Origin of the sequence: Shewanella sp. Shew256 (assembly GCF_002196695.1) — a bacterium.
GTDB classification, from domain to species: domain Bacteria; phylum Pseudomonadota; class Gammaproteobacteria; order Enterobacterales; family Shewanellaceae; genus Shewanella; species Shewanella mangrovisoli.
Genome location: NZ_NAJR01000007.1, coordinates 126,685 through 147,642 on the forward strand (window position 1 = coordinate 126,685; position 20,958 = coordinate 147,642).

A 20,958-nucleotide genomic window follows, 5' to 3' on the forward strand; every position below is an offset into this window, starting at 1 on the left:
GGATTGCCGCCTGAGATCTCTGCTGATACTGTCATAGTGACAGGTCAATATAATAATCATTGCGAGTTAACCCATAGCCGTTAACCAAAGCAAAAATAGCCTTAACCTAGACAATAACAAGATTGAAAACGGGGTCTATATGAGAAGAAAAACCATCAATAACAGTGCATCACGCCGTCGTACAACACTCAAAATTCGCCATCGCCGGGTGCTGAATCGCCACAAACTGTTTTTTACGTTTATCCAAGCCCAAGACTAACACTTAAGCGAGTCCCTAAACTCCTTAGGATAGCGTCCCCTGCTGCGCCTTTTGAGCCTGTTTTAAAGCCTTCTTTTCCTCCCTGCGACGTTTAAAAAAGCGGCTCAATTGGTCAGCACAGTCCTGCGCTAACACCCCTGACACCACTTCAACTTGATGATTAAAGGCGGGATGCTGCAAGAGATTAAGCACGGTTCCTGCAGCGCCCGTCTTCTCATCCTTTGCCCCAAATACCACGCGGGCAATTCGGCTATGCACCATAGCTCCGGCGCACATGGCACAAGGCTCGAGGGTAACGTAAAGAGTGGTATCGAGGAGGCGATAGTTTTCAATCGTTTGACCCGCAGCTCGCAAACACTGAATTTCAGCATGGGCGCAGGGGTCGTGCTCACTGATAGACAAGTTATATCCGGCCGCGATTTGCTGACCACCTTTGACTAAAACCGCCCCCACTGGTACTTCACCCGCAACCTCGGCCTTTTCAGCCATACTCATCGCGACACGCATCCAATGTTCATCGACTCGAGTTTGTTCAACATCCACTTGATTGAGGCAAAGTTGCTCGCCAGTTAGCACATCAGCACTAACTTCATCACAACCAAGTTCATTAGGGCTAGGTGTCTTCCCATGCAGGGTATTGGGATCCAGTTTTATCTGCTCCACTTAAGGATTCTCATTAATCAACAATTTGGGCAATTATACCCATAACCAATAAAAAAAGGCGCACTTGGCGCCTTTTGCTTACAAAAACGATGACTTAGATACTATTTACTCAAAGAATGAAATGAGTATAAATACCTTTAAAAAAAACCAGTTACAAAAAATCTGGTGTGGTAAGTCACAGATACAGGAATTACTATGTTTAGAAGACTGAGCACTATAGATATCTCTTTCAATTGAGGTGCTCCAGTATCAGTAATTTAATCATGAAAGATATAGCGTTATTAATAGGGTAATGATCCATTCAAACTAAACGAGAAAAAACATGAGCGAATCTGTTTGCCAGTACTCACAAAGCCTTGAGAACATCCGAAACAGCATCTTATCTATCAAGGCAGCTGGACCTGATGGATTTGAAGGGCTCCTTCGCATTGTCCTAACGAATTTGACTGGCATCCCGTTCCGCCTTGCGGCAAGTGGACTACAAGGTGGTATGGACGGAGATGCAGCTATGCCGCTAGACTCCGTTATCTTCGAAGCCAAGCGATACTCTGGTGATATTCATAGAAATGACGTCTTGCCGAAAATAGCGGATTTAGCTCGCAGCCAAAGTGCCGCAGATCGTTTGTGGATTCTTGGTGCGACAACAGAGATAAGTTCACAGATTGCAAGGGATATCCAGGAAGATGGTGACAAAAATGCAATTTCTACGTTTATTTTGGATTGGACCTCTGTCCCACTGCCGCTTCTAGCTATAGCCGTGGTTGCAGCTGGCGAGCCTGCCATCGATTTCATCGTCAAAAATTACTTAGAGAAAACGTGCCAACCAAAGCTAACTGATAGTGAACTCAAGTCGTCATTCCAAACAATCTCAAACCATCCAGAATTCGAAAATCTCCTTCAAAGACTCAAGTCGAACCTCAATGTTTCGAAGCTGGCCTTACAACGCGCGATTGAGTTGAACCATGAATGGCGAATTGAAACATTTTACGACAAGCGTTTAGCTCAGGAGCGTTTAGGGCAAGGGCTAGCGGTATTAAAAGATAAATCCTTCCCGTTAATGCGCACTGAACTGCGAGACCAGATCGCAGGAGAAATTCAAGCTGGCAAAGAAGTCATTCTGTTGGGTGATGAGGGCCACGGCAAATCATGGCTTTCAGCGCAATTGTGTTCTGAGACTAAGGGCTTGGCGTTATTCGTCAGTGCAGAGCAACTTGAGAGAACGTCAGTAGAAGAACTTGATGACTTCCTTATTGAAATTTTGATTAAGCAAACCAATGAAGTGGCTACTGAAGCACTTAAGAGTCGATGGAGACGTCGCCTTCAGGCTTGGAGGATTACACCACCAAAAGCTCAATTTTTAGTCGTTATTGATGGTTTAAACCAACGTCAAAACCTCCGCTGGGACAAGCTGATTAACGCTATACAATCCCAACTATCCCAAATTGGAGGTAGGCTAATTGTGACTGTCAGGCCTCACTTTTGGCGGAAAATAATAGCAAGAGGAATAGCATTTACCCCCACAGTCATTGAAGTCCCTGAATGGTCATCAGTAGAGCGCGATACGCTGCTTACATACCATGGCATTTCTCTTGATTGGCTCGACCAACAAACACTGACAACACTCCAAAATCCAAGGTTACTCAGCATTGCCATTGCGATACTTCCTCATAAGGAGGCAATGGCTTGGAAAGGGTTGACAACCGATAGGTTGCTAATGGAGCACCTTCGCGCGTCACAGCTTGAAAACTACGAAAACGAAACCTTCGCGGATTTGACCAACCGCCTCAGTCAGCACGCTGCAGAGGTGTTAAAACGAGTGCAGGCATCTATAAACGAACCACCTCAGAATTTTCAGGCAGACTCCAGCGCCGTCATTGAGACACGTTTCTTCCTAACTCTCCCTGGGCCAGGTGATCAATACGAACTACGTGAAGAGGGTTTGACTCTCGCACTCGGCTTCACGCTGGTTGACCAACTTTGGCAAACGCTTCGGGCAAAACAGAATTTAGCCACTCGGATATGCCAGCTTATCGAGCCGATACAGGCTATGGACCGAACCGCTGATGTGCTCTTTGCATCTTTAATGATCTGCGCACTCGACGACGACATTAGATTTGATAATAAAATCTTATCAGGTCTACTAAATGAGTTTGCCAACCTTCAAAACGTGGACGACTGTCGATTTGAAGAATTCGTTGAGATCGTCAAGCTTCAACCAGAAACGCTTTTCGATGTTTTAAAGATTCATTGTCTCGAAAATGGAAGGAGAATCAATCAAGACTGGTTAACCCAGGCCGCACTTGAGGTTGGACGTTCTGAATCTGGGTGGCAAACAGTAGAAGCAGCCATACATCAGTGGCTTCACTGCTACAACAAAGATCCTGTTGAGCAGACTAATCGTTATCACAGGCGAAATGACTCAGAGTACGAAAAACAGCTTGAGAGAAAGAAATCTGAAATTGAAGAGACCTTGTCTTCTTTATCCTCTTTTGAAAAGCAACTACTGACGCAGATGACCGAAGTATCAGGCTCGCCTGACGAGTTATTTACATTTGCACTTCGGCTACTGGCGGGACGCTCCCTCGTTGACTTCGCTGATAGCTTTGTTGCAATGGGCTTAGCTTTTTCATTGAATAAAGATATCTCTTTTGCACAAAAAGCATTTCAGCAACTTACGACATTTAATAGGGTGGAGCGCGCCGCAACCAGACATTCCTTCCTTAGAGCGATTGAGCCACTACGTAATAATACTACTTCGAAAGGAGCTAAGTGGACGGTTGTTCGAATGCTTAATGCAACCGGTGAAGAAACAAATGCAGCAGAAGCAAATGCCATTGCAGAAGAACTACGAAAAGATTGGTATCGCTTTGACCAACCATCACCCTACAAATGGCGTCAAGTTAAAGTGGCAAATCCTGATGCAGCTCGACCAACAGATATGGAGCAAGGAATCCAACAATTCACAGCTCTTGCTCCCGATATGATGTTACAGACAATGATGGGGCAAAGCAGCGAAGACCACAGCTTCATACAATTCCTGCCAGTTGCATGCCGATTTGAACCCACAGTCGCTATTAAAAAAACTCGAAGTCTTCTTACAGGGTTGTTGACAAGAACAGGACTTCCTCTGCGGCAGGTCATTCTGAACTGTGAACATGACATGCCATTGGTCACCCCTGACTTGGCAAAAGGCATGCTCAATAGAATGGTAGAAAGCGATGCCTTTGAGACACTGCCAGAAAATGATCGGGAGATTTGTAAGATGTTTGTGTTTTACTATGCAGCCGCACAAATTTCAGCAGAAGAACAGCTCAAATGCATGACGAGCAAAATCGTAGGGACAAAATATTTACTAAAAACCATCCCAAGCCTTAAACGCCAACCAACAGAAGCAATCGTCACAGCACTTCAAAAATCACTCGAAATTAACGATGAAGAAGCTGTTTATGGAACTCTTGCAGCTGCACTATATGGGCATACCGAGATAAATAGTGAACTCGAAGATCTGATATTAAAGTGTTTTATTTATGATTCCTCTATGATTCGCGCAATTATCTACCAATTAGCAGTGTTCAATGATTTGAAGCGTGTTCGGCAAGTCCATACGGTAGAACAATGGAACGCAACTTCAATAAATCAGAAAACCTATGAGGAGTGGTTCGGCTCTATGCTGTTGGTTGAGGCATGCTTTCGAAAGGAATTATCGATTGAAGATCTTCTAAATCGGATCAGCCATAAGACTTGGTTCGCATCTGCAGATAGATTAGGAAAATCATTTGCTAAACCAATGATAGATTGCTTTGTACAACGACTTAGTTGCGGGATTACTGCCACCAGTAGGATACAACTTCCACTTGCAGACTTTGAACTGTCAAGAACTGAACCAGCTCCATTTGCCTTCATATCTATTGAAGATACAGCTCGAGAAGATGGACGCTTCCCCAAGCAAAAGAGCTTAAAGGAAATTCTAAATAACGATGATTATTTCGACAAAAAACAAAGCAGACTCAATGCAGTAGCAGAGGCTTTTTTCGCAAAACTGAAAGGCTCTGATGCTGAACTCTTAGTTAAAGAAATTACTATAGACAATCTCCAACGCCTAGTTTTTGAAGTGCCCTCTTTGCTCGATGAACTGTACAGCATTATAGAGCAAACAGGCGACACTAAATTCGTTTGGCTCCAGAACTTGGCCTTTGCCGTTGCGAACCTGCTTTCTTCGAAACATCCAGAAAAAGCTGCCCTCCTGCTAAACCGAGCAGTAACGTCACAAGGTTTCGTAACACTTGTTTTGGGAGACGAACTTACCCTTGAGCATCAAGCCATTTGGGGAAGCAAAGTGTCTAAACCAATAGAAAAGTTGTGGTATCAAAGACTGTTAGGTGCCGAAAATGACGCTGTTCTTGCCCGAGAAATACTCGCAGCAGAGCGTTTTGGTGCGGCTGACTTTATTACATCATTGATTCAAAAATTTGCTTCCAGCGAAGATAGTTTAGATCAAGCATACGCCATAACGATTGCAGGATACTCGACTCAGTCTGATAAACTCGTTGGCATAATTGATAAACACATCAATGGTAAAGGTATGTGTGCCAAAGCAGCTAAACATGCATTTACAGAATATGAGAATGCTCTATGGGCACAAAAATGGGTTCAAAATATGTGGGACGCACCAACACAAGACGAATTCTGGCTAAATCTAATCATTGCCAAAACCTGCATGGATGCACGCATTAGTACACAACCTCCGATAGCTTGTAAATGGTCACATTATTCCTCTGTGTTTAACCAAGCAAGGGAAAAAGCCATCAAAGAAAGAGACAAGGAACGTAAGAAGAGACTTGTTGGACAGGAAAAGCCTGATCCAATCTTTGTCACTTCTGTAGAAAAAATATTTTAAGCATTACCTCCATAAACAAGAACCCCGCCTTTTGGCGGGGCCCTTCATCGAATCGATGAGCCGTAATTAACTTATTCCCACTCGATAGTTGCAGGTGGCTTACCTGAAATATCGTAAACCACGCGGGAGATACCGTCGATTTCGTTGATGATACGGTTAGACACACGACCTAAGAAATCGTATGGCAAGTGTGCCCAGTGAGCGGTCATAAAGTCGATGGTTTCAACGGCGCGTAGTGACACCACCCAATCGTATTTACGGCCATCGCCCATCACACCTACAGAACGAACCGGTAAGAACACGGTAAAGGCTTGGCTGACTTTGTTATAAAGATCAGCTTTGTGCAGCTCTTCGATGAAAATGGCATCGGCGCGGCGCAGCAAATCACAGTATTCTTTCTTCACTTCGCCTAGTACACGCACGCCTAAGCCAGGGCCTGGGAACGGGTGGCGGTAAAGCATGTTGTAAGGCAGACCTAGCTCAAGGCCAATCTTACGCACTTCGTCTTTAAAGAGTTCGCGCAGTGGCTCAACCAGACCTAGCTCCATATCGTCTGGCAGACCGCCAACGTTATGGTGCGACTTAATCACATGGGCTTTACCGGTCGCGCTACCCGCAGATTCAATAACGTCTGGGTAGATAGTGCCTTGGGCTAACCATTTAGCATTAACGCATTTCTTGGCTTCTTCGTCGAAAATTTCAACGAACACACGGCCAATGATCTTACGTTTCGCTTCTGGATCGGCTTCGCCTTTCAGCGCGTCAAGGAAGCGGTTTTCCGCATCGACGTGAACAATGTTCAGACCGAAATGGTCACCAAACATTTCCATGACTTGCTTCGCTTCGTTTAAACGCAGTAAGCCGTTATCAACGAATACGCAGGTCAGTTTTTTGCCAATGGCGCGGTGCAGCAGCATGGCCACTACCGATGAATCCACACCACCAGACAGACCTAAAATAACTTCATCGTCGCCTACTTGTTTTTTCAAGCGTTCGATAGCGTCTTCGATGATTGAAGAAGGTTTCCAGTTAGCCGCACAGCCGCAGATATCCAAGGCAAAGTGCGACAGCATACGCATACCTTGGCGGGTATGAGTGACTTCAGGGTGGAACTGCACGCCGTAGAAACGTTTTTCCTCACAAGACATGGCCGCAAATGGGCAAGTGTCAGTTTTAGCAACGGCCACGAAACCTTCAGGGATAGCCGAAACTTTATCGCCATGGCTCATCCACACATCGAGCAGAGATTTGCCGTCGGCACTGACTGCGTCTTCGATATCTTTAAACAGGGCCGATTGCGCTAACATTTCGATTTGAGCGTAGCCGAACTCGCCTTCGCCAACGCCTTGAATCACTTTACCGCCAAGCTGCTCAGACATGGTTTGCATGCCGTAGCAGATCCCTAATACAGGCACGCCAGCATTGAACACATATTCAGGTGCGCGGGGAGAATTGTCGGCAGTCACACTTTCAGGGCCGCCAGCGAGGATAATCCCGTTAGGGGCAAACTCACGGATTTGGGCTTCGGTCACATCCCACGCCCATAACTCACAGTAAACACCAATTTCACGGATACGACGGGCAATTAGCTGGGTGTACTGAGATCCAAAGTCGAGGATCAGTATCTTATGCTCATGAATATCGCTCATGGATAACCTTTATCTCATCTATTGTTTTAACTTAGCTCAAGACTGCGAGGTTCAATCTTGAGGGCATACAAATCTTAATAACGGGGCGGCTATCGCCGCCCCGTTATCACAAACGTTTACGCACCTGAACGGTAGTTTGGCGCTTCTTTAGTGATAGTCACATCGTGAACGTGGGACTCGCCCATGCCAGCAGAAGTCACTTTCACAAATTGCGCTTTTTCGTTCAGTTCTTGGATCGTGGCACAGCCCGTTAGGCCCATGCATGAACGCAGACCACCCATATGTTGATGGATGATTTCCTTGAGCTTGCCTTTGTAAGGTACACGGCCTTCGATGCCTTCTGGCACCAGCTTGTCGGCAGCATTGTCAGATTGGAAATAACGGTCAGAAGAACCTTGAGACATGGCGCCTAAAGAACCCATACCGCGGTATGACTTATAGGCACGGCCTTGGTAGAGTTCAGTTTCGCCCGGCGCTTCGTCAGTACCCGCGAACATTGAACCCGCCATGATGCACGATGCACCTGCGGCTAAGGCTTTGGCTAAGTCACCGGAGAAACGTACACCGCCGTCGGCAATAACTGGGATCCCTAAACCTTTTACGGCTTCGGCAGCGTCAGACACTGCGGTAATTTGTGGCACGCCCACACCCGTCACGATACGTGTGGTACAGATAGAACCAGGGCCAATACCGACTTTAACCGCGTTAACACCGGCTTCAACTAGGGCTAATGCGCCTTCAGCTGTTGCCACGTTACCACCAATGATTTGTAAATCTGGGTATTTAGCGCGGGTTTCACGGATACGTTGCAACACGCCTTCAGAGTGGCCGTGAGAAGAGTCAATCAGCAGCACGTCAACACCGGCTTTCACCAGCGCATCGACACGCTCTTCGTTACCGGCACCTGCACCCACGGCGGCGCCTACACGTAAACGACCTAATTCGTCTTTACAGGCATTAGGCTTACGCTCGGCTTTTTCGAAGTCTTTTACTGTGATTAAGCCTTTCAGCTTGAAGTTATCATCGACAACTAACACTTTTTCGATACGATTTGAGTGCATTAATTTTTGCACTTCATCTAACTTAGTGCCTTCCGCAACCGTGACTAAACGCGCCTTTGGCGTCATCACTTCTTCTACGGTTTTGCTCCAATCAGTCACGAAGCGTACGTCACGGCCAGTGATAATACCCACCAATTCATTGGCTTCGTTTACCACAGGGTAACCCGCAAAACCATTCTTCGCGGTCAGTACTTTAAGATCCGCCAGCGTAGTTGAAGGCGTTACCGTCACAGGTTGTTGAACCACACCCGCTTCGTAAATTTTTACTTTACGAACTTCTTCGGCCTGCTTTTCTATGCTCATGTTTTTATGAATAAAACCTAAGCCACCTTCCTGTGCCATGGCGATCGCAAGACGCGCTTCGGTCACAGTGTCCATAGCGGCAGACACAAGCGGAATATTCAGTTCAATGGTATTGGTCAGGCGAGTTTTAAGGATGGCGGTATTTGGGAGTACAGTCGAATGCGCAGGAACAAGTAACACATCGTCAAAGGTTAGCGCTTCTTTAATTAAACGTAGCATAGGCAACATCTCCCCAGTTGAGTAGGATTTTAGAGGTGAAATATTGCGGCGGGATTATACCTTGCATCTGGGGAGCGGTAAATGGAAAATAGTGAAAAAATCCCATTTGCACGAGAAAACACATGCAAGTCCCTAAAAATAATATTTATACCGTCTCACGCCTTAATGGTGAAGTCAGGCAAATTCTCGAGGGGCAACTGGGAAAAGTCTGGCTAAACGGTGAAATTTCCAACTTTTCCGCCCCCAGTTCGGGCCATTGGTATTTAACCCTTAAGGATCATTATTCACAAATTCGCTGCGCCATGTTTAAGGGACGCAACCAAAGCGTGAGCTTTAAACCAGTGAATGGTCAGCAAGTGCTAGTAAAAGGCGCGATTAGTGTGTACGAGCCTAGAGGCGACTATCAACTATTGATTGAGTCTATGCTCCCCGCCGGGGATGGCTTACTGGCACAACAATTTGAAGCGCTCAAGATGAAGCTCGCGGCGCAGGGGTTATTTGCCGCCGACACTAAACGTCAGTTACCGAAAAATATTCAACGTATTGGGGTCATCACCTCCCCTACGGGCGCGGCTATTCGCGATGTGTTGCATGTGCTTGCCCGCCGTGACCCTTCCATCGAAGTGATTATTTATCCCACTCAGGTACAAGGCGAGAGCGCGGATCTCACTATCTGCCAAGCCATCAATATCGCCAACCAACGGCTCGAGGTCGATGTATTACTGCTCACCCGTGGCGGCGGCTCACTCGAAGATTTATGGTGTTTTAATAGCGAAGCACTCGCCCACACCATTTACAACAGTGCCCTACCCGTTGTCAGCGCCGTAGGCCATGAGGTCGACACCACCATCAGTGACTATGTGGCCGACGTTCGCGCCCCGACGCCCTCTGCAGGCGCAGAACTACTGTCTCAGGATAGCGATAATAAGAGCCAACGCTTAGCCACAGTACTCTCACGCCTCAAACAGAGCGCGAGTCACTATCAGCTCAAGCAGGAAAGACGCTTAAGTTTGCTCGAGCATAGGCTGCAACGCTTAGATCCTAAGCGCACCCTACAGCAATTCGAGCAGCGTTTCGATGAGATGCAATTACGGCTCGAAGCCGCATTGTCTAACAAACTGCACGGTTTAAGTCGCCGTCAGCAGCAACTGGCAAATCGCCTCGAGCAGCAATCTCCAAAGCACAAACTCGCGCTCGAGACCAATAGGTTGAGCTATTTCGCAACACGTTTGCAGGACGCTATGCAAGATACCCTCAACCAAAGTGAGCAGCGAATTAAATATGCCGCCCATCAATTAGAAACGGTCAGTCCATTAGCCACCTTGAGCCGGGGGTACAGCATCACCACAGATGCAAATAACCAAGTCATAGACAATGCCGCTCAGCTGAGTATTGGCGATAGGATAAACACTCGCCTACTCCATGGGCAGGTGCAGTCGACAGTGACGCACATAACAGATGAAAGCTAAGACACAACAGCCTTAAGGCTCAACACTCAACGCTCAAGCCCATAGCAATAAAGCATTTGATCGAAACAAGACTTAAGATTTCCCCCTAAAATGCGCCAACAAAAAAGGAACCCTAGGGTTCCTTTTTTATGTTCAGCTTAAGCCCAAAGCGCAGATTTACTTTGTCTTGCGATCTTTAATATGGCTCAGGGCGCGCTTACGGCGACGCTCTTGGCTCATGGTCAGCTTTTCAACCTTGTTTTCAAACGGGTTATCACCCTCTTGGAAACGTAGCTGAATTGGCGTACCGACCACTTTCAATGAACGACGGAAGTAGTTCATCATGTAGCGCTTGTAAGAATCCGGTAGCTTGCTGACTTGGTTACCGTGAATAACCACGATTGGCGGGTTATAACCACCGGCGTGGGCGTATTTCAGTTTCACACGGCGACCGTTCACCAATGGTGGCTGATGGTCATCCTGCGACATTTGCATGATGCGGGTCAGCATCGAGGTGCTCACGCGGCGAGTCGCACTGTCGTAAGCTTCTTCAATCGACTCAAACAGATGGCCAACACCTGTGCCATGTAGCGCCGAAATAAAGTGAATGCGAGCAAAATCGATGAAGCCTAAGCGGCGGTCGAGTTCACTCTTAACGCGGTCTTTAATGCCCTGGTCGATACCGTCCCACTTGTTGACGGCGATGACTAAGGCGCGGCCCGCGTTTAGGGCAAAACCTAATAGACCTAAATCCTGCTCGGCAATCCCTTCACGGGCATCGATGATCAGCAGTACCACGTTGGCATCTTCTACCGCTTTTAGGGTTTTGATCACCGAGAATTTTTCAATCACTTCATGGACTTTACTGCGGCGACGCACACCAGCAGTATCGATAATCACGTATTCGCGGCCATCGCGTTCCATCGGAATGTAAATACTGTCGCGGGTGGTGCCCGGCTCATCGTAAACCACCACACGCTCTTCACCTAAGATACGGTTAGTCAGTGTCGATTTACCCACGTTCGGCTTACCGATAATCGCAAGCTTGATCGGTAAATCCTGCAGACGCTTCTGCTCGGCTTCGGCTTCTTCTTCGGTGTACTGACGCTCGTCGACTTCTTCCTCTTCGCCTTGGCGTTCAAGGCCCATAGCTTCGGCATAAGGCGTTAAGGCGTACTCAATCATGTTGGTCACGCCGCGACCTTGGGCGGCAGCCATTTGATAGACTTCACCTAAACCTAACGACCAAAACTCGGCGCAGGCAGAATCGGCATCGATACCGTCAATCTTGTTTGCGACCACGAAAGTGGTTTTTTGGCGGCTACGCAAATGCTGAGCGATAGACAAATCTGCGGCGGTTAAGCCCGCGCGCGCATCGGTCATAAATAAGACAACATCGGCTTCTTCGATAGCGGCGAGGGACTGCTCGGCCATCTTAGTTTCGATCCCCTCTTCGGTGCCGTCGATACCGCCGGTATCCACCACGATAAACTCATAGCCGGATAGGAATGCTCGACCATATTTACGGTCACGTGTTAGGCCAGGAAAGTCAGCAACCAGCGCATCACGCGTACGCGTAAGGCGGTTAAATAAGGTGGATTTACCGACGTTCGGCCGACCAACAAGGGCCACTACAGGGATCATGATTTTGCCTCTAAAAAACTTTTCAATAAAAAGCCCCCGGAACACACTTCCAGGGGCTCTACAAGGATAACACTTTTAACTAAGGAAGTGTTACAACAGCTAACTTTCCGCTGCGACCTTGCACGTAGATTTTATCATCCACCACTAATGGCTGGCTGAATAATCCAGAACTGTCCACTTGGATACGACCGGCAATACTGCCTGTGCTGCGGTCAATAAAGTGCAGATAACCTTCAAAATCGCCCACGACCAGATAGTCGCGATACACGGCTGGTGACGTGAGTGTACGGTTCGCCAGCTCAGAGTTACTCCACAATTCTAAGCCGTTACGTCTGTCCACAGAGTAGATACGGCTGTGATCATCCACTAGGAATAAGCTTAAACCTGCAGACGCTAGCTCATTGAAGCTGGAGTACTTACGGGTCCAAATCACACGTCCGCTACGCAGCTCCATCGAAACCAAGTTACCGTTGTAACTCACCGCATACAGGTTGTCACCTAAGATCAGCGGCGTCATATCCACATCGGCCATACGAGTAAACTCATTGCCACCGGTTGGATTATAAATCGCTTGTTCCCATGCGGCTTGACCGTTGTTTTTCACCACAACGGCGACTTTGCCATCGGCAGTACCGATAAAGAAACCACCCGCCTCATAGGCCGCAGAACCCGTGCCACGTAAGGTCAGATTAGGCAACTGCATCTCATAGGCCCACAGCTTAGCGCCCGTATCGACGTTAAAGGCTTCGAGCGCGCCAGAGCTAGTACTCACCACTACCACATCGTCAGCAACGGTTGGCTTAGAGAGTAATTCGCCCCCAGCCACAACATGCCACAGCACTTGACCATCTTCGGCATTCAGCGCGGCCAATAGACCACTCTCACCACCGACAAAGATTTTATTGCGCGCGGCAGTGACACCCGCGGCTAAGCGTGCGCCCTTGTTTTTGGCTAAGGCGTTATCACGAAACTCTTCACTAAAATCTTTTTTCCAAACGCGCTCACCCGTGGCTTCATCAAAGGCCACGACTTCGCCGTAACGGTCGGCTGCAAAAATTTTACCGTAACGAACTGCAGGAGTGAGGCGAGAATAATAATCACCGACACCGTCACCTACAGAGGCGCTCCAACTTACTTCAGGAAACACTGTCGCCTGAATCGCAGTTAACTCACTTACCGGTTCTTCTTCCACATCGCTAGAAGAACAGGCGGATAACATGGCTAGGCTTAACCCAGCGGCTAGCAGGTTCTTGCACCAAGACTTCATCAAGGGGTCCCTTATGCTTGATTTAGGTTATCAAGTTTGATTTTAAGTGCAGGGCTGGTCACAACACCGCCATTGTCCATTGCCGCTTGATAAGCGGTTTTCGCTTTATCAGCTTCGCCTTGGCGTACAAAGAAATCGCCTTTGAGTTCTTCACGTTGCGCTAAGAAAGCTTTATCAGTCACTTGATCTAAAGTAGCGAGTGCTGTGCCGATTTGGCCTTGCTCTGCTTGAATGCGCGCTAAACGCAGTGTTGCCACTGTGTCTAATCCGGCGCCCGGCTTAGCGGCAATCACTTTCTTCAGCGCTTCTTCGGCCTTAGGGAAATCTTTCGCTTCAACCGCAGTTTTCGCAACGATCAAGTCCAGCAGTGCTTGATAGCCCTTTTGGTCGTGATTTTTGGAAAACTCAGCAACGCCAGCCAGCATGGCCGCTTCGTCACTTGATTTGGTGGTTAAGGTTTGGAAAGCCTGTGATGCTTCTTCGGCCTTCACGATTTTCATGTCGGAGTAATAGTTCCAACCGTACAGGCCGCCTAAACCAACGACCGCCCCGATAACAATCGAGGTTCCATAGTCTTTCCAGAACTGCTTGATAGCATCAACTTGTTGTTCTTCTGTGCTATAAATTTCCACGCGCACGTCCCCTTATTTGGTAAGTTCAGCTAAAAATGCGCTTAATGCATTTCGAGCGACCCGTTGTTGTTCGTTGTCATTGCGTAAATATTTAACGGTAACCACACCTTCGGCGAGTTCTTCTTCACCGATGAGTAAGGCTACTTGTGCGCCGCTTTTATCGGCACGCTTAATTTGCTTCTTGAAGTTACCGCCGCCGCAGTGGCTCATAACACGCAGAGTCGGTAAGGTTGAGCGTAACTCCTGAGCCACTTTAATGGCTTCAACCAAGCAGCTATCCCCCATAGCCGCGACATACACATCGACAGCCGCAGGGATATCTCGGGTCAGTTCTAAGGTTTCAAGCAGCAACACAATGCGCTCTAATCCCATCGCAAAACCGACGGCTGGCGTATCTTTACCGCCCAATTGAGCGACTAAACCGTCGTAGCGACCGCCCGCAAGTACAGTGCCTTGAGAGCCTAAGCTATTGGTAACCCATTCAAAAACCGTGCGATTATAGTAATCCAAACCACGGACTAAGCGCGGGTTAACTCGGTATTGGATGCCAACCGCGTCTAGGAGTTCACGCAATTGTGCAAAATGTTGTGAAGATTCTTCACCTAAGTAATCCATCAGCGCAGGCGCATCAGCTAAAATGCTTTGCACTTGGGGATCTTTCGAGTCCAGTACGCGCAGCGGATTGCTGTACATACGGCGCTGGCTATCTTCGTCTAATTTGTCCTTGTGTTGCTCTAAGAAGGCAATCAAGGCTTCACGGTAAGCGGCGCGCTCAGCGGGGTCGCCTAAGGTGTTCAACTCAAGCGTCACATGCTCGCTAATGCCGAGTTTTTCCCATAGGCGGGCCGATAACATCAACACTTCAGCGTCAATATCGGCGCTACCAATGCCGTAGACTTCCACACCAAACTGGTGGAACTGGCGATAACGACCTTTTTGCGGACGTTCGTGGCGGAACATTGGGCCCATGTACCACAAGCGTTGTTCTTGGTTATAGAGCAGACCATGCTCATTACCCGCACGCACGGTTGAGGCGGTGCCTTCTGGACGTAGGGTTAAACTGTCACCGTTACGGTCCTCGAAGGTATACATTTCTTTTTCAACAATATCAGTCACTTCACCGATAGAGCGTTTAAAAAGATCGGTATTTTCCACTATTGGAGTGCGGATCTCACTGTAACCATAAGCAGCCACGCTCGCACGTAGTACCGCTTCCACTTTTTGCCATAGAGGACTTTGAGTTGGCAGAATGTCGTTCATTCCGCGAATCGCTTGGATCTGTTTTGCCACTGTATCGACTCGTCCGATTTTCGCTAAATTAATAAAAAATGTCAGGCATTATAGGCTGTTCAACACTAAACGTAAAATGACCCCGTCGGTTTCGGGGTCTAGCTCAAGGCTTGAGTGTTTTTATAACGCTTAACCTATGGGTTGATTCGGCTGTGTCTATTACTCAGTCGTGTCTTTCACTTGGATGCGATTGGCCATTTGGCTCGCCTTAGCGCGAATTTTCGCTTCGAGGGAATCGACTAGGTTATCATTGTCGAAACGCTCTTTTTGACGCTCGCCTTCATCGTAGTATCCACTCTTACGATGTCCACCGGTTAAGCCAATGTGTGACACTAAGGCTTCGCCTGGGCCATTGACCACACAGCCGATGATAGACACATCCATCGCAGTCGTCACATCTTCGAGGCGGCGCTCTAATTCATTTACCGTGCTGATCACATCGAACTCTTGGCGCGAGCAAGAAGGACAGGCAATAAAGTTAATGCCACGGCTACGAATACGCAGTGACTTTAGGATATCAAAGCCAACTTTGATTTCTTCTACCGGATCGGCCGCTAACGAAATACGCAGGGTATCACCAATGCCTTCGGCAAGCAGCATGCCTAAGCCAACAGCAGACTTCACCGCACCCGCACGGGCACCGCCCGCTTCGGTAATGCCTAAATGCAAAGGCTGGCGAATTTGCTTAGCCAATAAACGATAGGATTCCACCGCTAAGAACACATCGGAGGCTTTTACGCTGACCTTAAACTGGTCGAAGTTCAAACGGTCGAGAATGTCCACATGGCGCATGGCCGATTCGAGTAAGGCTTCTGGCGTGGGCTCTTTGTATTTGTCCATCAGATCTTTTTCTAATGAACCGCCGTTCACCCCAATACGGATAGGAATATTTTTATCGCGGGCGCACTCCACCACACTGCGGATACGCTCTTCGTTACCGATATTACCCGGGTTGATACGCAAACAGTCCACACCATATTCCGCCACTTTTAAGGCGATACGGTAATCGAAGTGGATATCCGCAACCAAGGGCACAGATACCGATTGCTTAATCACTTTAAAGGCTTCTGCGGCGTCCATCGTCGGCACAGAGACACGCACAATATCGGCACCCACTTTCTCTAGGGCACGGATTTGGGCAACGGTAGCCTCAACATCTGTGGTCTTAGTGTTAGTCATCGACTGTACGGCAATCGGCGCACCATCACCAATCGGCACATTGCCCACATAAATGCGGGTAGAAGGACGTCTCTTTATGGGTGTTTCGTTATACATACTCAATACGCTCTTTTCGGTACTCTGCGTAGGCGCCAGACTTAAACCTGTGGGATAGTCAAACGCGCAACACGACCCTTAGGAAATTCAGCAAGGCTGATGGCTTTACCATCGACCGTAAACGTGGACACGACAGTGGGAGCGCCTAGGATCACTTTAAACGGAGGCACACCACTGGCTTGAATATTCGCACCCGCACCACGGACGCCGTCAACAATCGCTTTGCCCTTGGCATCGACTATGTTGATCCAGCAATCGCCCGTGAGCTCAATGGTAATGCTCGACTGCCCTGCGGTCACTGGCATGGCTTGCGCTGTCGAAGCAGTATTAGTTGCGGGTGCATTCGATGCGGTTGGGTTCTGCACTGGGGCGGTATTGGTCGCAACGTTTTGCGTAGCGCTTGGAACACCAACGACATTACTCGCTGCTGAGTTCGGTGCAGTGTTCGAAGCATTGCTAGTCAGAGCGTTGTTAGATTCGCTCGGATTCACAGCCGAATTGGCAGGCGTTTGTTCCGCTTCCATCGCTGCCGTATCGTTCATATTCGGGTCGATAGTGCTCTCGTCGGTATCTTTTACCGGACCATCGGTCGCCATTGAACCATTGACCGCAATCTCGCTTAAGCGTTCACTAGCATCGGTTTCTGTTAGCAGCACATCCCCCGGCAAGGTTTGATTCGCCGCCGCTAACTCTTCCGCCGTCGGTTGAGACACATCAACATGGGTCACTAGCGTGGTTCGTTGCATCCACCATAGAACGAACAGGCCCAGTAACACGATGACAATAAAAAAGCTCAGCCACTTTAATTTAGTGTCACGAGCTTGATAGGTCGTCTTGCGGGAAAAGCTTTGCATGGCAGGCTGCGTCACTAACGGCACCTGCCGCGCTAGGCATGCCTCAATCAGGGCGTTATCCACCCCCAGCATGCGAGCATAGTTTTTGACATATCCGCGAACATAAGTCGAAGAAGAAATATTAGAAAAATCGTCGGCTTCAAGATTTTCAACAATCCCTGGGCGCAGATGTAACTTCACCGCGGTATCCGCAATGCTTAAGCCCATCTGCTCACGAGCCGTTCTGAGTACAGTGCCGAGCGTTACATCAGGCGTCGACTCAGCTTCACTCGCTGCTACTGGTTCTACTGACGCGTTTATTTCGTTATCTTTCATTGATGCAAATTAACTCTGTATTGCTTGGCTTGAGGCGATGCTGGGAATTTGGCGAGCAATAAAATGCCAAATCGCTTCATAGCAGCATCATCATTCAACGCCTGCTCAATTTTTATTCCGAGCGTTAAACTCTCTGGAGTCTGGGCTGCCACTTGGTGATAGCGCGCTAATTGGTTTTGCGCATCGACATAATCACCTTTATCTACCCCAAGCTGAGCCAGCTCCAGTAAAGACACCGAGCGTCTCGGGTCATACTTTAACGCCATCTGAAAATACTGTCGTGCCTTTTCTGTTTGTCCCGCGTCTCGGCTGCAAATGCCTAAGTTTTCATAACTGGACGCGGTACGCGTATATTTGGGCATTTCTATCGCGGCCAAAAACATTTTTTCAGCTTTGTCGTATCGCTTTTGTTGGCACAAAAACACCCCAAAGTTATTCATGGAATCGCCAGAGGCGTCCTTAGTATTGATAGCGTCTTGATACGCCTGTTCGGTACGTACTAAATCGCCAACGGTTTGATAGTAATAGGCCATGGCCACATGCACATCTTCGAGCTCTGGCGCATATTCAACGGCTTTATCAAGATTGTATTTGGCTTGTTCCGAGTTACCTCGATTAAGGTAGGTTAAACCGAGCTGCATACGCTCCCGTGCGGCGGCAACTTTATCGAGTTTTCGCTCCGACACGGGAATATCAGTCCCTGAATAGGTACGCTCAGTTACGCATCCTGTCACTAATAATGACAGGGCAATTGCTAATGATAACCCTGACAATCCATGCTTCATGGGCAAGCCTATAAATCTGTGCAAACAAAGAGTTAATTCATTGTGACCGAAATCTGATTTTCTTGCATGCGTTTTTTTGCTAAACGCTTGGTTCGATCGCGAATATCCCCCGCTAACTGTCCACAGGCCGCGTCAATATCATCACCACGGGTTTTGCGTACAATCACAGTTAAGCCATATTCCATCAATACCTTAGAAAAACGGTCGATGCGCGAGTTTGACGAGCGACCATAGGGCGAGCCTGGGTATGGGTTGAATGGGATCAGGTTAACCTTGCAGGGCGTATCCTTCATTAATTGTGCTAATTCATGGGCTTGTTCAGTGCTGTCATTGATGTGATCGAGCATCACATACTCCACCGTCACGCGGCCACGGTTAGCATTAGATTTAGCGATATAACGGCGAATTCCCGCAAGGAACTCTTGCAATGGATACTTTTTATTCACGGGAACCAGAATATCGCGCAGTTCATCGTTTGGCGCATGGATACTCACAGCCAGCGCCACATCGAGGGCATCACCGAGTTTATCTAACGCTGGCACTACGCCCGAAGTTGACAGGGTCACACGGCGTTTTGACAGGCTGAAGCCGAAGTCGTCCAGCATGATATCCATCGCAGGGATCACGTTGGCAAGATTAAGCAGAGGTTCACCCATGCCCATCATCACCACGTTGGTGATTGGGCGCTCGCCAGTTTCTTTGGCGAACCCTAAGAAGTGGGAAACACGCCAAATTTGACCGACGATTTCAGAGACAGTTAAGTTGCGGTTAAAGCCTTGCTGTGCGGTCGAGCAGAAAGTACATTCGAGGGCGCAGCCCACTTGAGACGACACACACAGGGTGGCGCGGTCATCTTCAGGAATATATACGGTTTCGACTTCTTGGCCTTCGCCGACATGGATGGCGAACTTAATTGTGCCATCGGTGGATTTTTGATAGCTAGAAATCTCAGGCGCCACAATCTCACAGCGCGCCGCCAGCTTTTGGCGTAACACTTTGTTGATGTTAGTCATCTCTTCGAAGTCACTGACACCGAAATGATAGATCCACTTCATCAGCTGATCGGCACGGAAAGGCTTCTCACCCAGATCCGCAAATAATGCGCGCATCGCCTTACGATCAAGGTCTAATAAATTGATCTTTTTTTCACTCATAGGACTAACCTCAACACCAAAACCTGCAACAGGGCGGCGAATTATACAGACGCAGAAAAATTTTAGCCAGCAACTCCACACTCCTATGCTAGAATCGGCGAGGGTCAATGTTGGCCTAAATTATGGAGTTGTAATACCACCTATATGTTAACCCTCATCATTATAGTGCTTGTCGCTGTCGGAGTTTCTTTTCTGTGCAGTGTATTCGAAGCAGTGTTGCTCTCGGTTACCCCTAGTTATATCGCCTCGCTCGAACAAACTGACAGTGCCGCGGCCGCCCGGTTGCGTAAACTAAAAGAAAACATCGAAGCGCCTCTCGTGTCTATTTTGACCCTAAACACCATTGCCCACACTGTGGGTGCCGCCGTTGCCGGTGCGCAAGCGGCCAAGGTCTTTGGTGATGACATGCTCGGCGTGTTCTCCGGAGTGTTAACTTTTATCATCCTATTCTTCTCAGAGATTATTCCGAAATCTGTGGGAGCCAATCACTGGCGCCGTTTAGCCCCGAGTGTATCGATTGCCATCACTTGGATGAAGCGTGTCACTAAGCCGCTGATTTGGATGTCGCAACAGGTGACTCGCCTGCTAGGTAAAGGGGAAGAAGGTCAGTACATTCGCCAAGAAATGAGCGCCATGGCCAAGATTGGTCAAGAATCCGGTGAGTTAGACGAGCAAGAGTCTAAAATTTTGACCCAAATGCTCAAGGTGCGTGACGTGCCCGTGACAGCGATTATGACGCCGCGTACCGTGATGTTCTCCCTGCCCGTTTCACTGACGCAAAATGAGTTTGTGCAGGAATATCGCGACAAGCCTTTTACCCGTATTCCGGTATACGATCAGGACCACGACGATATTATCGGTTATATCACCCGTACCGATGTGTTGCTGGCGGAACGTTACACCCCTGATGCACCGATTGGTGAGCTTAAGCGTAGCCTATTTGTGGTGCCCGAGACGGCTAAAATTCTGCCGTTATTCGAGCGGATGATTAAACGCAATACCCAAATTGCGATGGTGGTTGACGAATACGGCAGTAGCCAAGGTATTGTGACCCAAGAAGACATTATCGAGTCGCTACTTGGCCTTGAGATTGTCGATGTGAATGACCCTGCGACCGACATGCAGCAATTGGCCCGTAAACTCTGGACCAAGCGCATGAAGCAAAAAGGCATTCGACTCTCCGATGATGGCGACTTCGAAGCCGCCGCCGAAGATGACGAGGCGCGTTCGGGTTAATGACATT

General features: G+C 48.3%; 14 protein-coding genes. 3 read left to right on the forward strand and 11 right to left on the reverse strand.

Annotated elements, in window-relative coordinates; translation table 11 throughout:
• Window positions 1-283: 283 nt before the first annotated feature.
• Entirely contained in the window at window positions 284-922 is a 639-nt protein-coding gene (tadA, locus tag B5P39_RS14620) for a tRNA adenosine(34) deaminase TadA (RefSeq protein ID WP_088212039.1), read from the reverse strand.
• 322 nt (window positions 923-1,244) lie between these two features.
• On the opposite strand from tadA, the gene B5P39_RS14625 reads away from it, so the two are divergent.
• Entirely contained in the window at window positions 1,245-5,819 is a 4,575-nt protein-coding gene (locus B5P39_RS14625; RefSeq protein WP_088212040.1) for a hypothetical protein, read from the forward strand.
• 71 nt (window positions 5,820-5,890) lie between these two features.
• On the opposite strand, the gene guaA is transcribed toward B5P39_RS14625, so the two are convergent.
• Window positions 5,891-7,468, reverse strand: a complete 1,578-nt coding sequence (gene guaA, locus B5P39_RS14630; RefSeq protein WP_011622023.1) for a glutamine-hydrolyzing GMP synthase — start codon at window positions 7,466-7,468, stop codon at window positions 5,891-5,893.
• A gap of 116 nt (window positions 7,469-7,584) precedes the next feature.
• On the reverse strand, window positions 7,585-9,051 hold the full coding sequence (guaB, locus tag B5P39_RS14635; protein ID WP_011622022.1) for an IMP dehydrogenase: 1,467 nt from the start codon (window positions 9,049-9,051) through the stop codon (window positions 7,585-7,587).
• A gap of 122 nt (window positions 9,052-9,173) precedes the next feature.
• Here guaB and xseA point away from each other — a divergent pair, with 122 nt between their 5' ends.
• Window positions 9,174-10,520 carry an exodeoxyribonuclease VII large subunit gene (gene xseA / locus B5P39_RS14640; RefSeq protein WP_088212041.1) on the forward strand — a complete coding sequence of 449 codons (1,347 nt, stop codon included), beginning with the start codon at window positions 9,174-9,176 and terminating at the stop codon, window positions 10,518-10,520.
• 156 nt (window positions 10,521-10,676) lie between these two features.
• On the opposite strand, the gene der is transcribed toward xseA, so the two are convergent.
• The 8 genes from der to B5P39_RS14680 all read right to left on the reverse strand — a co-directional run bounded on the left by der (window position 10,677) and on the right by B5P39_RS14680 (window position 19,715).
• On the reverse strand, window positions 10,677-12,143 hold the full coding sequence (gene der / locus B5P39_RS14645) for a ribosome biogenesis GTPase Der (RefSeq protein ID WP_088212042.1): 1,467 nt from the start codon (window positions 12,141-12,143) through the stop codon (window positions 10,677-10,679).
• A gap of 79 nt (window positions 12,144-12,222) precedes the next feature.
• On the reverse strand, window positions 12,223-13,410 hold the full coding sequence (bamB, locus tag B5P39_RS14650) for an outer membrane protein assembly factor BamB (protein ID WP_088212043.1): 1,188 nt from the start codon (window positions 13,408-13,410) through the stop codon (window positions 12,223-12,225).
• A gap of 11 nt (window positions 13,411-13,421) precedes the next feature.
• Entirely contained in the window at window positions 13,422-14,042 is a 621-nt protein-coding gene (locus tag B5P39_RS14655) for a tetratricopeptide repeat protein (protein ID WP_011622018.1), read from the reverse strand.
• A gap of 12 nt (window positions 14,043-14,054) precedes the next feature.
• On the reverse strand, window positions 14,055-15,332 hold the full coding sequence (gene hisS / locus B5P39_RS14660; protein ID WP_088212044.1) for a histidine--tRNA ligase: 1,278 nt from the start codon (window positions 15,330-15,332) through the stop codon (window positions 14,055-14,057).
• A gap of 159 nt (window positions 15,333-15,491) precedes the next feature.
• On the reverse strand, window positions 15,492-16,607 hold the full coding sequence (ispG, locus tag B5P39_RS14665) for a flavodoxin-dependent (E)-4-hydroxy-3-methylbut-2-enyl-diphosphate synthase (RefSeq protein WP_011622016.1): 1,116 nt from the start codon (window positions 16,605-16,607) through the stop codon (window positions 15,492-15,494).
• Between the two features lie 41 nt (window positions 16,608-16,648).
• Window positions 16,649-17,776 (reverse strand): RodZ domain-containing protein, encoded by a 1,128-nt coding sequence (locus B5P39_RS14670; RefSeq protein WP_088212045.1) that lies wholly within the window; start codon window positions 17,774-17,776, stop codon window positions 16,649-16,651.
• Complete coding sequence (gene pilW, locus B5P39_RS14675) at window positions 17,773-18,561, reverse strand: type IV pilus biogenesis/stability protein PilW (RefSeq protein WP_088212046.1); 789 nt, start codon at window positions 18,559-18,561, stop codon at window positions 17,773-17,775. The genes B5P39_RS14670 and pilW overlap by 4 nt, the downstream gene beginning before the upstream one ends.
• 32 nt (window positions 18,562-18,593) lie before the next feature.
• A complete protein-coding gene (locus B5P39_RS14680; RefSeq protein ID WP_011716310.1) occupies window positions 18,594-19,715 on the reverse strand; it encodes a bifunctional tRNA (adenosine(37)-C2)-methyltransferase TrmG/ribosomal RNA large subunit methyltransferase RlmN in 1,122 nt (373 codons plus the stop codon).
• Between the two features lie 144 nt (window positions 19,716-19,859).
• Between B5P39_RS14680 and B5P39_RS14685 the strand changes: the two genes are divergently transcribed.
• Entirely contained in the window at window positions 19,860-20,951 is a 1,092-nt protein-coding gene (locus B5P39_RS14685; protein WP_088212047.1) for a CNNM domain-containing protein, read from the forward strand.
• Window positions 20,952-20,958: the final 7 nt, after the last annotated feature.